Source organism: Pseudomonas sp. M5, assembly GCF_016907075.1.
Lineage (GTDB): Bacteria > Pseudomonadota > Gammaproteobacteria > Pseudomonadales > Pseudomonadaceae > Aquipseudomonas > Aquipseudomonas putida_E.
The window spans coordinates 761,867-775,291 of the sequence record NZ_JAFBBH010000001.1 but is presented as its reverse complement, the minus strand read 5'-3'; the positions used below and the strand labels follow the sequence as shown (position 1 = coordinate 775,291).

12 protein-coding genes are annotated in these 13,425 nt (G+C 63.9%); all 12 read right to left on the bottom strand.

Annotated features, from left to right (window positions below):
- Positions 1-32: 32 nt before the first annotated feature.
- The 12 genes from JOE27_RS03625 to JOE27_RS03570 all read right to left on the bottom strand — a co-directional run bounded on the left by JOE27_RS03625 (position 33) and on the right by JOE27_RS03570 (position 13,346).
- Positions 33-983, bottom strand: coding sequence for a sugar kinase (locus tag JOE27_RS03625; RefSeq protein ID WP_046786342.1), 951 nt, complete (start codon positions 981-983; stop codon positions 33-35).
- Positions 976-1,755, bottom strand: a complete 780-nt coding sequence (locus tag JOE27_RS03620) for an AP endonuclease (protein WP_115274944.1) — start codon at positions 1,753-1,755, stop codon at positions 976-978. The genes JOE27_RS03625 and JOE27_RS03620 overlap by 8 nt, the downstream gene beginning before the upstream one ends.
- A 72-nt stretch (positions 1,756-1,827) precedes the next feature.
- Positions 1,828-2,850 carry a LacI family DNA-binding transcriptional regulator gene (locus JOE27_RS03615; RefSeq protein WP_115274945.1) on the bottom strand — a complete coding sequence of 341 codons (1,023 nt, stop codon included), beginning with the start codon at positions 2,848-2,850 and terminating at the stop codon, positions 1,828-1,830.
- A gap of 787 nt (positions 2,851-3,637) precedes the next feature.
- Positions 3,638-3,916, bottom strand: coding sequence for a hypothetical protein (locus JOE27_RS03610; protein WP_204917906.1), 279 nt, complete (start codon positions 3,914-3,916; stop codon positions 3,638-3,640).
- Between the two features lie 58 nt (positions 3,917-3,974).
- Positions 3,975-5,222, bottom strand: coding sequence for a cytochrome c (locus JOE27_RS03605; protein WP_204917904.1), 1,248 nt, complete (start codon positions 5,220-5,222; stop codon positions 3,975-3,977).
- A gap of 11 nt (positions 5,223-5,233) precedes the next feature.
- The gene (locus JOE27_RS03600; RefSeq protein ID WP_204917902.1) at positions 5,234-7,018 is read right to left on the bottom strand and encodes a GMC family oxidoreductase; all 1,785 of its coding nucleotides are present in this window, start codon (positions 7,016-7,018) and stop codon (positions 5,234-5,236) included.
- A 3-nt stretch (positions 7,019-7,021) separates the two neighbouring features.
- Positions 7,022-7,759, bottom strand: coding sequence for a gluconate 2-dehydrogenase subunit 3 family protein (locus JOE27_RS03595; RefSeq protein WP_119688979.1), 738 nt, complete (start codon positions 7,757-7,759; stop codon positions 7,022-7,024).
- A 228-nt stretch (positions 7,760-7,987) separates the two neighbouring features.
- On the bottom strand, positions 7,988-9,271 hold the full coding sequence (locus tag JOE27_RS03590; protein ID WP_115274952.1) for an OprD family porin: 1,284 nt from the start codon (positions 9,269-9,271) through the stop codon (positions 7,988-7,990).
- A gap of 52 nt (positions 9,272-9,323) precedes the next feature.
- Positions 9,324-10,640: an MFS transporter gene (locus JOE27_RS03585; protein WP_046786349.1), complete on the bottom strand. Its 1,317-nt coding sequence runs from the start codon at positions 10,638-10,640 to the stop codon at positions 9,324-9,326.
- 65 nt (positions 10,641-10,705) lie between these two features.
- Positions 10,706-11,230, bottom strand: a complete 525-nt coding sequence (locus JOE27_RS03580; RefSeq protein ID WP_046786350.1) for a gamma carbonic anhydrase family protein — start codon at positions 11,228-11,230, stop codon at positions 10,706-10,708.
- Between the two features lie 2 nt (positions 11,231-11,232).
- Positions 11,233-12,426 carry a CaiB/BaiF CoA-transferase family protein gene (locus tag JOE27_RS03575; RefSeq protein WP_204917900.1) on the bottom strand — a complete coding sequence of 398 codons (1,194 nt, stop codon included), beginning with the start codon at positions 12,424-12,426 and terminating at the stop codon, positions 11,233-11,235.
- 11 nt (positions 12,427-12,437) lie between these two features.
- Positions 12,438-13,346 carry a hydroxymethylglutaryl-CoA lyase gene (locus JOE27_RS03570; protein WP_204917898.1) on the bottom strand — a complete coding sequence of 303 codons (909 nt, stop codon included), beginning with the start codon at positions 13,344-13,346 and terminating at the stop codon, positions 12,438-12,440.
- Positions 13,347-13,425 lie beyond the last annotated feature (79 nt).

Here is a 13,425-nt window from a genome sequence, read left to right as displayed (position 1 = left end):
AGCAACCGGCCGGCGTACCGGCGATCAAAGTTTCAGGCACTCTTGGGTAATGCGTACGCTTCCAGCTCCCGGCGCAGTGGCAAGCCTTCCATGTCGCCGCGCGATTGCACGGCGCGGCTGCCGCACCAGTTGCCGCGAGCCACCGCCTCGGCGAGCGGGCGGCCTTCGAGCAGGCCGCTGACCACGCCAACGGCAAAGGCGTCGCCGGCACCGACGGTGTCCACCACCTTGGCCACCGGCACAGGGGCGACCTGCCCTTGGCACTGGGCATTGCGGTAGTAGGCACCCTCACCGCCCAACTTGATGACTACGTGCTCGACACCACGGTCGAGGTAGAACGCGGCGATGTCCGCCGGGGTTTGCAGGCCGGTCAACAACCGCCCTTCCTCGAGCCCTGGCAGCAGCCAGTGCGCCTTTATCGCCAGCGCGTTGACTTCACGGACCATGCTGGCGCGGTCAGGCCACAGCGACGGGCGCAGGTTGGGGTCGAAGGAAATGCTGCGCCCCTCGCTGCGCATGCGCTCGACCAGCTCATGGGCCAGCGCCCTGCAGCCGGCCGACAGCGCCAGCGGAATACCGGTGGCGTGCAGGTGGCGGGCCTGCAGCAACGCCGGGCTGAACTGCGCCAGCGATAGGTGGCTGGCCGCGGAGTTGCGGCGAAAATACTCCACCACAGGGTCGCTGCCATCGTCGCAACGGCCCTTGAGCTGGAAGCCTGTCGGGTGGTGGTCATCGACCTCCACGTGGCTGCAGTCCAGGCCCTCCTGCTGCAGGGTGTCGAGCACGAAGCGGCCCAGCGAGTCGTTGCCCACCCGGCTCAGCCAGCGCACCCGGAAACCCAACCGGGCCAGGCCGATGGCCACATTGCTGTCGGCGCCGGCAATGCGCTTGGTAAACGCCCCCACAGCCGCCAGGTCACCGGCCTGCTCGGCAACGAACATGGCCATGGTTTCGCCAAAACACAGCACGTCATGCTCAGGCATGGCTCACCTCCTCGCTCATGCCGATGCGGGCCAGGTTGTTGACCTGGGCGCGGGTCAAAGCCAGTAAGTCAGCGCCGGCCAGCGGGTACTCCACGGCGCGCATCAGCCCGGGGGTGAACTCGGCGAACATTGCCTCCCAGGCCATCAGGTCCCGGGCCTGCGGCACAACGGCCACCAGGCGCCCGCTGGCCTCGCGCTGCACTGCCTTGCAATGCACGTAACGCACCCAGCGGCCGAGCAACCGCGCTGCCTGCGCGGCGGATTCGCCCTGCCATTGCCAGTTACCGATATCGAAGGTCATGCCCAGCGCCAGCCCCTGGGCCTCGCAGCGCTCAAAGAACTGCAGCAGCGGCGCGATGCGCCCGCCCTGCGTGGTCTGGTCGTTCTCCACCAGCAACAGCGGGTCACCAGGGCGCAGTTGCGCTTGCAAGGCCGCCAGGTCGCATGCGCAAGCGTAATGCCCCAACGACACCTTCAGCGCCACGGCGCCGAGTGCGCGGGCCAGCGCCAGCTTGGCAGGCAAGCGCGCGTCCAGCTGCCCTTCAGGGGTCCACAGCTCCAGTGGCGAGGAATACAGGCACTGCAACTGCAGCGCGTTGATTGCCGCCGACAGCGCGGCGGCGTCCGGGGCCTCGTCGAACAACTCTTCGCGCAGTTCGACACATATCACGCCGGCAGCGGCCAGCAGTTCAAGGAAACTCTCCTGCCCACGCTCCCGGACCAAGCTGGCACCGTAGCTGGAGAGGCTGATGGAAACGGGGTTCTCGTGCATTGTTCTTGTCCTTATGAAACCGGTTTCATTTTTTGGCTGCAACAATGGCCGGCGTCGTTGCCGGCCGTTTCTTCATTCGCGTAGTTGAGTGGAACCTCGGACGATCAACTCTGCCTTGAAGTCCAGGCGCCGTGGCGCCCCGCTCTCGCCGCGCAGGCGGTCGTGCAGGCAGTCGAAGGCGGCCACACCGATGCGTTCGGTGGGTTGGGCGAGCGCGGTAATGCCGCTACCGACCAGCGGGTACCAGTCCAGTTCGTCCAGCGCAATCAGGCCGACGTCCTGGAACAGGTTGCAACCCGCGTCGTGCAATACACGGGTCACCGTCAGGGTGGCCACGCCGTTGAAGGTGAAAATAGCCTGGGGCCCGTGCCCATTACTGCCGAGGAAGGCATCAAGCCGGGCGTGCAGGTTGCCGTCGATCTCCACCAGTTGCTGACGCATGCCGGCGCGACGGCTGATCGAGGCGGTGAACGCCTGCGTGCGTTCGAGCCGGGAGCTGGTGCCGTCCAGTGGTTCGGTGACCGCCAGGATGTCGCGGTAGCCACGCGCCTGCAGGTGGTCCAGGGCCTGCTCGATGGCCTGGGCGTTATCCAGCCCTACCAGGTCTACGTTCAGCTCCGGCAGTTGCCGGTCTACCAGGACCATGGGCATGTCGCGCTGCAGGTTGAGAAGTTCGCCGGGGTGATGGCCAAGGGTATTCACGATCAGGCCCTCGACGTTGTAAGACTGCAGGGCCGCCAGGTGATGGCGCTCCTGCTCGTCGTCGCGGTTGGTGTTGCACACCACCAGGCTGTAGCCGTGCTGACGGCACGCGGTTTCAACGCCGTGCATCACCGCGACTGAATAGGGGTTGAGGATGTCTGCTACCAGCATGCCGATCAGCCGCGTCTGGCCACGCTTGAGGCCGCGGGCCATCTGGTTGGGCCGGTAGCCCAGGCGCTCGATGACTTCTTCAAGGCGCTTGGCGGTAGCTTCGGCCAGCAACTGGCGATCGCCGCCAATGTAGCGCGACACGGTGGCCTTGGAGACGCCGGCAACGCGTGCGACCTCACTGATGGTCACGCGTTCGCGGGAATGGGCAGGCAAGTCGGTCATTTCGGTCCCTTGTGATTATTGTCGGTGACGGTGACTGAAACCGGTTTCAATACATCAAAACCGCGCGGTTTCGTCACCTACCGTTCGTCGGGATTCTACCTTTCCCGGCGCACTGCCGGCACCCACCTGTAGGAGCCGGCTTGCCGGCGATCACCGGCAAAGCCGGTGCCCTACACCGCAGCGCCTGCATCGCCGGCAAGCCGGCCCACAAAAGGTACTGCACCGGCCTGATCGAGTGGCATCCAAGCGGTTTAACCACCTTCCGTGGCACTGACATACTCAATGTCTACAGCCGACGCCAATCCTGTAGGAGCCGGCTTGCCGGCGATCACCGGCAAAGCCGGTGCCCTACACCGCAGCGCCTGCATCGCCGGCAAGCCGGCTCCCACAAAAGGTACTGCGCCGGCCTGATCGAGTGGCATCCAAGCGGTTTCACCACCTTCCGTGGCACTGACATACTCAATGTCTACAGCCGACGCCAACCCTGTAGGAGCCGGCTTGCCGGCGATCACCGGCAAAGCCGGTGCCCTACACCGCAGCGCCTGCATCGCCGGCAAGCCGGCCCACAAAAGGGACTGCACCGGCCTGATCGAGTGGCATCCAAGCGGTTTAACCACCTTCCGTGACACTGACATACTCAATGTCTACAGCCGGCGCCAACCCTGTAGGAGCCGGCTTGCCGGCGATCACCGGCAAAGCCGGTGCCCTACACCGCAGCGCCTGCATCGCCGGCAAGCCGGCCCACAAAAGGGACTGCACCGGCCTGATCGAGTGGCATCCAAGCGGTTTAACCACCTTCCGTGACACTGACATACTCAATGTCTACAGCCGGCGCCAACCCTGTAGGAGCCGGCTTGCCGGCGATCACCGGCAAAGCCGGTGCCCTACACCGCAGCGCCTGCATCGCCGGCAAGCCGGCTCCCACAAAAGGTACTGCGCCGGCCTGATCGAATGGCATCCATGCGGTTTCACCACCTTCCGTGGCACTGACATACTCAATTTCTACAGCCGGCGCCAACCCTGTAGGAGCCGGCTTGCCGGCGATCACCGGCAAAGCCGGTGCCATGCACCGCAGCGCCTGCATCGCCGGCAAGCCCCACAACGTATGGCGCCAGGCGCCGGCCTTAGCGGATGGCTTTCACATCACTGGCCGAAACAGCACTACCTTGGTTACCCCAACTGGTCCGGATGAAATTCACCACCTCAGCCACTTCCTGGTCGCTCAAGCGCCAGCCGAACGCTGGCATGGTGAGGTTCGACGGCGCGGTATGCGTCGCCGGCACCGTGCCGCCATCCAGCACCACATGGATCAACGAGGTGGCATCGGCCGTCTGCACCACCGGGTTGCCGGCAAGCGCCGGGAACACGCGGGTATACCCCTGGCCGTCGGTACGGTGGCAGGCAGCGCAGTTGTCGATGTACACCGCCGCACCCGGCTTGCTGTCATCACCGTTCCACAAAGCCTGTGCCACGTGCTTGTCGTACACATGCGGCTGGTCGTGCGGGTCGCTTGCCGGTAGCGTCTTGAGGTAGCGGGCAATGGCCGTCAGGTCGGTATCGCTCAAGTGCTGCATGCTGTGTTCGACCACATCGCTCATGCCGCCGAACACGGCACTGCGGTCACTGCGCCCGGTTTTCAGGAACTGCACCAGCTGCTCTTCGCTCCAGCTGCCCAGGCCGTCCTTGTGGTCACCGCGCAGGTTCTTGGCGATCCAGCCTTCCAACGGCGCACTGCCGGCCAGGAACTGCTTGCCATCCGCGGGGCTCAGGGCCTCTTCCTGCATGGTCAGGGCGCGCGGGGTATGGCACGCGCCACAATGGCCCAAACCCTCCACCAGGTAGGCGCCGCGGCTGACCACCGGGTCGGCACCGGCCGGCGCTTGCCAGGCTTTCACCTCTGGTGCGAACACGCCACGCCAGATCGCCAGCGGCCAACGCATGCTCAGCGGCCAAGGGATGTCGGTGGCCTTGTTTGGCTGCGCCACCGGTTGCACGCCTTGCATGAAGTAGGCGTACAAGGCGCGCATGTCCTCGTCCTTGACCCGCGCATAGGACGGGTACGGCATGGCCGGGTACAGCGTGCTGCCGTCCTTGGCCACACCTTTGCGCACGGCCAGGTCGAAGTCTTCGAAACTGTACTGGCCGATGCCGGTGGCATCCGGGGTGATGTTGGTGGAGTACACGGTGCCGATGGGGGTTTCCATCGGCAGCCCACCGGCAAAGGGCTTGCCGCCCTTGGCGGTATGGCAGGCCACGCAGTCACCGGCGCGGGCCAGGTACTCGCCCTTCTTCACCAGCGCATCGGTAGCTTCATCAGCCTGGGCAGCCAGGCCCGTGCCCAGCAGCAGGGTCGCGATCAACAGTTTTTTCATGCCATCGCTCCTCAAGCCTGAACCAGCGGGCCGGGGTTTTTCAGGTACTGCTCCCGGATGGCCCGCGCCGACCAGTAGGTCAGCGCAGCCACCAGGCCGGTGGGGTTGTAACCCAGGCCCTGGGGGAACGCCGATGCGCCCGGGACGAACACGTTGTGCACGTCCCAGCTTTGCAGGTAGCGGTTCAAGGCACTGGTTTTGGGGTCGGAGCCCATGATCGCGCCGCCGTTGAGGTGGGTGGTCTGGTAGCTGGCGGTGTTGAAGTGCTCCTGGACCTTCTTGCCGAGCACGGCGATGGCCTTGGGGTTCATCGCCTGGGCGATCTTGCTCAGCTTGTCGACCATGAACTGGTTCATCTTGATGTCGTTTTCCTGCCAGTCGAAGGTCATGCGCAGCAGCGGCTGGCCGTAGGCATCCCGGTAGGTCGGGTCGAGGTCCAGGTAGTTGCCGCGGTACGACTGGTGCGCGCCGTGGGCGTCCATCGACAGCTGGTGGGTGTAGTAATCGGCCGTGGCCTTCTTCCAGGCACTGCCCCAGGCGGGCGTGCCGGGCGGGTTGGCAATACCGGCAATCGGCCGGCTGCCAGCCTGGTTGACCCACATCGGCGAGCCGCCGACGAAACCGTGCGGCCCATGGTCGAAGTTGTCGGCGTTGAAGTCGTCGATCGCCACCCCGTTGCCGCCGGCGCCGATGAAGTTGTTGGTGTAGGTGTCCTTGTCGAAGAACGCTTTCACCGTGCCCATGTTCTGGTAGGCGAAGTTGCGCCCCACAACCCCTTCGTTCTTGATCGGGTCATAGGGTTTGCCGATGCCCGACAGCAGCATCAGGCGCACGTTGTTGAACTGGAACGCGGCAAGGATGACGATGTCTGCCGGCTGCTCCACTTCCCGCCCCTGGGCATCGATGTAGGTCACCCCGGTAGCCTTGCGCTTGCTGTCGTCCAGGTTCACCCGCAGCACATGGGCATTGGCCCGCAGCTCGAAATGGGGTACCTGGCGCAGCGCCGGCAGGATGTTCACGTTGGGCGACGCCTTGGAGTACATGTAGCACACGTAGCCGCTGCAGAAGCCACAGAAGTTGCACGGCCCCATCTGCGCCCCATAGGGGTTGGTGTAGGGCCCCGATGTGTTGGCCGAAGGCAGGTTGTAGGGCTTGTAGCCCAGGCTGGCGGTTGCCTTCTGGAACAGCTGCGCCGACACCACGTTCTTCTGCGACACCAGCGGGAAGGGGTTGGAGCGGTCCGGTGCATAAGGGTTGCCACCCTTCCCTTCGCCGACCACCTTGCCGTTCACGGTCCAGGCCTGGCCCGAGGTGCCGAAGACCTTCTCGGCGAAGTCGAAGCAGGGTTCTAGCTCCTCGTAGCTCACGCCAAAGTCCTGGATCGTCATGTGTTCAGGGATGAAGCGTTTGCCGTAGCGCTCTTCGTAGTGGCTGCGCATGCGCAGCTCCATCGGGTCTACACGAAAATGCACGCCGGACCAGTGCAGGCCTGCGCCGCCCACGCCCTTGCCGGGCAGGAAGGCACCGAGCTGGCGGTTGGGCAGCGCGACATCGTTGACGCTGTGGCGGATGGTGACGGTTTCTTTGGAGACATCCACGAACAGCTTCTTGCGCACGCTGTAGGTCAGCTCATCGATGACCTGCGGGTAGCTGCCCTCGGGGTAGGTGTCCTGCATCGGCCCGCGCTCCAGCGCGACCACCTGCAACCCGGCCTCGGTGAGTTCCTTGGCCATGATGGCGCCCGCCCAGCCGAAACCGACGATCACCGCATCGACCTTCTTCATTGCATTGGCCATGCCTTACGCCCTCTCGCCACGAATCGATACTGCCGGGAACGGGTAAGGCTCGTTGCGCTCGACCCAGTCCATGAAGTCTGCACGGGCGCCGGGGAAGCCGATTTGCGTCCAGCCGACCATACCCTTGTTGCCACCGTGAATCGGGTCGCAGAAGAACCCCTCGCGGGTGTTCTGCACCAGCAGGCTGAAAAACACCTTGGCAGGCAGCTGTTCGAAAACGATCTCACCGGCTTCGATCTTGCCGAGAACCTTGTCTCGGGTAGCGCTATCTTGCTCGGCAAAGGTTTTACCGCTGGCGTTTTTGCACCATGCATCCGCAGCGGCGATGCCCAGGCGGTAGATCTGCTGGGGGCTCAGTTGCAGCTGGTAGCCAAGCTCTGGCGCGGCGTCGGCCTTGAACGGGCCCTGCATGTACCACTGGGCACCTGTGGCATAGGGGGTGTTCATCTGGCGATCGATAAACTCGGCGGCGCCTGCTTCGAATGCGCCGGGGCCCAGCTCGTCAGCGGGGATGATGCGCGACACCGCCGCCTGTACAAAGGCCCATTCTTCGGCGGTGAAGAAAGTCGGCTGGTAATGGCCAGCGGGCGGTGTAGCAGGCACCTTGGGTTCGGGGGCCGGCTGGGCCAGCAGCTGGCCGGCACCCAGGCCGGTGCTGGTAGCCACGGTGACCACGGGAATAAGGGTCAACGTTTTGCGCAGAAAGTCCCGGCGCGGGTTGTCGGGGGCATGCTCAGGCATTGCAAGTCCTCATCAGCATTGGGGCGGCCTTGGGTTGCGCCGTCTGGGTTTGGATCAGGGAGAGGCCCTGAGAAAGCCGCGTAATCTAGCTGGTTCGGAAACATTTTGAAACCGGTTTCATAGAGGGCGTTAGGCCCTCCCAACGCCGTTAACTTGATGACATGCGCCCAGAACGGCCCCTTCCAACACACCCGATATCAACCTAAGAGCACATTTGTACTCCAACGCTCAAAACTCGACCGTGTACCCCACGATCACCCGATTTTCATCCGCCGCATCGGCAAAATTGGAGCGCATGGTCGCATTGCGCCAACGCAGCGACAGGTTCCTGAACACCCCCGACTGCACGACATAGCTGATGTCGGTGGTCCGCTCCCACTCCTCACCTTCGCCACCCCGCGCGGCCAGCGCCCGGCCTTTGCTGCTGGCAATCCGCTGTGGGTCGACTTGGTCACCCTTGACGTAGCGCACATTGAACGTCAGCCCCGGGATGCCCAATGCTGCAAAGTTGTAGTCGTAACGCAGCATCCATGCCCGCTCGTTGGCCAGGGCAAACGTGCTCACCTGCTGCTCGCTGAACAGGTAGGTATCGGTCCCGCCAACATACGCATAGGCGGTATTTCCACTGGCCTTCTGGTAACCACCGCTGAAGGTATGCCCGTGCAGGCCATAGCCGATGTTGGTGCTCAAGGTCCGGTTATCCACCTCGCCCAGCAACGCCCTGCCCTGGTCGTGCGCGTTGAACCAGCGCCATTCGGTGAACGCCTCCCCCGGCCCAAGGCCGGCCCTGTACTTGAACCCCGCAAATTCCCGCTGGAACAGGTCTTCAAGCTGACTGGTGTGCACGCTGAGGGTCAGGCTTTTCGCCGGCTGATAATCGACACCCGCGTAGTACAGGCGGTCGCTGGTCACCGTTGCCGAATAGGCGCCCTGTTGCGCCATGGCGGTCAGGCTTTCAAAGTCGGTGGAGTCGCGCAGCTTGGTGGCATCGACCTGCAGCAAGGTAAAGGTGAAACGGTCCAAGTCCTTGCTGACCAACTGCGTACCCTTGAACCACTGCGGGAACAACCGGCTGTAGTTCGACACCAGCAATGGCAACTGGGGGCTCAAACCACCCAGCTGCAGTTGGGTCTGCGAAAGCTTCGCCTTGACGGTGGCAACTGCCTTGCCATAGCCATCCACCGCGCGCCTGTCGCTGCCGCGGGGCAACAGCCCGCTGCCGCTGCGGTCCGGGGACGAATCGAGCTTGACGCCAAGCATCCCTGCCGCGTCCAGGCCAAAACCGACGACACCTTCGGTGTAGCCCGATTGCCACTTGAGCAAAGAGCCCTGGGCCCACTCACCGCGCCTGGACTGGCTGGCAGCAGCACCGTGAAAGTCACGATCAAAGTAAAAATTGCGCAGCTCCAGGCTGCCTTTGCCGTCAGCGACAAAGGCAGCCTGGGCCGATTGCCACGCACAGCACAACACCGCGAGCATCAGTGATGCCCGCCGTGAGACGGAAGTGTTCATGGGTTATGCCTTGTTATTGTTCTTGTTGTTCAGCGTCAAGGGCGTGCCAGGTTCAGACCTTGGGGTTTCTGACATAGCGCATCACCACCAGGCAGGCGAGCAGGATGAGCGGTGCAATCGAGAGCATGCCCATGTACGTGCTGCCTGTGATGTCGTTGATCTGCCCCACCATCACCGGTGCCACGATGCCGCTGAGCTGGCCCACGGAGTTGATTGCTGCGGTGCCGGTTGCAATCGCCAACCCGGAGAAGGTCGACTGCGGGATGGTCCAGAAGATCGGAATGGCAATGAACGTACCCGCTGTCGCCATTACCAGCGCTGCCATCATCGCCCACGACGAGCCCGAGAACAGGCACGCGAGCAAGTAACCGACGGCTGCGGCCAGCAGGCAGTACACCAGGTAGCGCTTGCGCTCGCCGGTGCGGTCCGAGCGCCGGGTGAGCAGCACCATGCCGACGCACGCCACCGCATAAGGCAGCGCAGACAACACACCGACCCACAGCATGTCCTGTACCCCTGATGACTTGATCAGGTGCGGCATCCAGAAATTCAGGCCATAGGACGCGCTTTTGATCACGTAGTAGATGAACGCCATGATCGCCACTTCTCGGGTCAGCAGCACCCGCCACAGCGAACCCAGCACCGGTTTGTCCGCGCGTTTGTCCTGGGCAAGGTTTTCCTGCAACAGGGCTTTCTCTTCAAGGGTCAGCCACTTGGCCGACGCAATGTCGCGATCGAGCTTGCACAGCACCAGCACGCCCAGCACCACGCACGGCAGGCCCGACATCAGAAACAGCCAGTGCCAGCCGGCAAGGCCCAGCACACCGTCCATGGTCCCTAGCAAAAAGCCCGCCGCAGGGCCGCCAACCGCGCCAGCCAAGGGCACGGCCAGAAACCACAGGCCGTTCATCTTCGCCAGGTGCTTGCGGGGGAACCAGCAGGCCAGATAGAACAGGATGGCCGGCCCGAAACCGGCCTCCATCACACCGATCAGAAAACGCAGGAAGTACAGGGTGTAATGGGTATAGGCAAATACCAGAGCCGCAGTGGCCAGCCCCCAGGACACCATGATCCGGCAGATCCACGCCGGCGCGCCGTAGCGTTTCAGGCCCAGGCTGCTCGGCACCTCGAACAGCACGTAGCCAATGAAGAACATGCTCGCGGCCAGCCCGTAGGCCGCGTCGCTCAGGCCAAGCTCGGCCTGCATCTGGGTCTTGGCGAAGCTGATGTTGATGCGGTCGAAATAGGAGAACAGGAAACAGATGATGGCCAATGGCATGATGCGCCAGGCCACCCGCCGGTACAGCAGCAGTTCATTGATGTGACGCTCATTGCGCTCACGCGCCAGAACACCGGTCAAGGCAACCATGGTGGATCTCCGTTCTTGTAATTATTGGAGAGCGGCGGCGCCCTTCAGGGCGCCACTGAAGGGGGTTAGCCGATACGCACGAGCTTTTCCTTGCAGGCTTGGCCTTTGCGCACATAGTCGGCGGCATTGGCGTGCATGTGCGCGATGGCCTCAGGCGATAGCTCACGCACCACTTTGGCAGGTGCACCGAGGATCAGTGAATTGTCGGGGAAGACCTTGCCTTCGGTGACGATGGCACCCGCCCCCACCAGGCAATTGCGGCCGATGACCGCGCCGTTGAGTACCACCGCCTGTATGCCGATCAGTGCACCATCGCCAATCGTGCAGCCATGCAGCATCGCCTGGTGGCCGATGGTCACGCCACTGCCCACGGTCAGGGCGAAACCAGGGTCGGCATGCAGCACCGCGCCCTCCTGCACATTGCTGTGCTGGCCAATGTGGATCGGTTCATTGTCGCCGCGCAGCACCGCTTGCGGCCACACACTAACGCCTTGCGCCAGCGTTACATCGCCGATCACCGTAGCTTGCTCGGCGACGAAGGTTTCCGGGTGCAGGTTCGGGACAAGCGTGTCGTATCGGTAGATGGCCATTTTCAGCGCTCCTGCTCGTCAGTCTTGAGCACGCCTGCGGCGCACAGCTCGGCAATGTGCGCATCGCTGTAACCAAGCTCGCGCATGACTTTGCGGGTGTGCTCGCCGATACGCGGAATCGGCCGGCGCGGTTGCAGGCGCTGGCCATCGAGCGCCAGCGGCAGCAGTGGCATCGGTGTGCTGCTGCCGTCCTCCAGGGTGAGGTCGGCCATGCCCCCGCTTTGCATCAGGTGGGGGTCATCGAACAGCTCCTCCGGGCGACGGATCGGCGCGAAGGGGATGCCATTGGCCTCAAGCTCGACCGCCAGTTGCTGCGCATCAAGTGTGGCGAATACCTCGGCCAGGTGCGCCAGCAAACGCGGGCGCTGCAACACCCGGTCGTTGTTGCTGGCCAGGGTGGGGTCGTCGCGCAATGCCGCCTGGCCAAGCACGCTGCACAGCGCCTGCCACTGCCCCTCCCCTGTGGCGGCGACAAACATCTGCTCGCCCCCGGCAAAGGTGAACACATCATAAATGGCCCAGGCACTGATGCGGTTGGGCATTGGCGCTGCCGCCTCCCCCGTGACCACAAACTGCTGCATGTGCTGGGCGGCCAGCAGCACGCAGTTCTCGTACAGTGCGCTCTGCACCTCGCGGCCAACGCCGGTGCTGTTGCGCTCGTTGAGCGCGGCCAGCACACCAATGGCCCCGAACATGCCGCCCATGATGTCGTTCACCGAACTGCCCGCACGCAGCGGCCGCCCCACCGGCCCGGTCATGTAGGCCAGGCCCGCCATCATCTGCACCACTTCATCCAGTGCCAGCCGATTGTCGTAAGGGCCGTTGAGAAAGCCCTTGTGCGAGGCGTAAATCAACCGCCGGTTGCGCTCGCGTAGCGCGGCGTAGTCAAAGCCGAGCGTATGCATGCGCCCTGGCTTGAAGTTCTCGATGAACACATCGGCCGTGTCGATCAGCGCGAGCACGGCATCCCGGCCCTGGGGCGTTTGCACATCCACGGCGATGCATTGCTTGTTGCGGTTGAAGGTGCGGAAAAACCCGGCGCCTGCGCCGAGCAAGCGCCGTGTGCCATCGCCACGGGTGGGCTCGATCTTGATCACCTCAGCGCCAAGATCACCGAGGATCATGCCGCAGGTGGGGCCCATGACCATGTGCGAAATCTCAACGACACGAATGCCGTCCAAGGGGAGTCTGGACATGCGGGTAGCCCTTAGTAGTTGAGCGGTAGGCCGGCGCGGGCGAGCGCGCCGTACAGGGGTTCATCGGGCAAGGCATCACGCAGCACCTGGCGTGAGTCGATCAATGCCTGCAGGTCGATGCCGGTGTCGTAACCCATGCTTTGCAGCATGAACACCAGGTCTTCGGTCACGGTATTGCCGGAGGCACCTGGCGCGAACGGGCAACCGCCAAGCCCGGCCAGCGAGGCGTCCAGCTCGTGGATACCTTGCTGCACGGCGACCAGGCTGTTGGCCAGCGCCAGGCCACGGGTGTCGTGGAAGTGCGCGGCGCGCAGGCGCTCCCCGGCAATGGCCCGCACCGCCTGGATCACCTTGGCTACCTGCCCGGGGTTGGCGTAGCCGGTGGTGTCGGCCAGCGACACCAGGTCGCAACCCGCCTCAATCACCTGGCGTGTCAATGCGCACAGGTCACCCAGCGGCACATCACCCTGACGGGTGCAGCCGAAGGCCACTGACATGCCGGCGATCATCTGCACGTCATGCCGGCCCATCTCGCTGCGCAACTGGCACATGCGCCCCAGCTCCTCAACCATTTCCTGCGGCGTGCGGCGTACGTTGGCCATGCTGTGGGCGTTGCTTACCGACACTGGGGCGACGACGCGTTGCGCACCAGACTCCAGTGCATCCTGGGCACCGCGCAGGTTAGGGGCCAGTACCGTAACCAGCAGGCCTGGGTAGGTCAGTGCGTGGGCGACCACCTGTTTGGCGTCGGCCATCTGCGGCAACAGCCTGGCCGGCACGAACGAGGCAACTTCCATGTGGCGCACGCCAGCGGCATACGCGCTGTCGATCCAGCGCAGCTTGGCGGCGGTCGGCATGACCGTCTGCAGGCTCTGCAGGCCATCACGCAGGCCGACTTCATTGATTGTTATTGTTGTCATCAGGGGGCTCTCTGTCTGAAGCGTGTGGCCAGACTAAGAGCCGCATGGCGGGCAGAAAAGACGTCTTTCACGGGCTGAT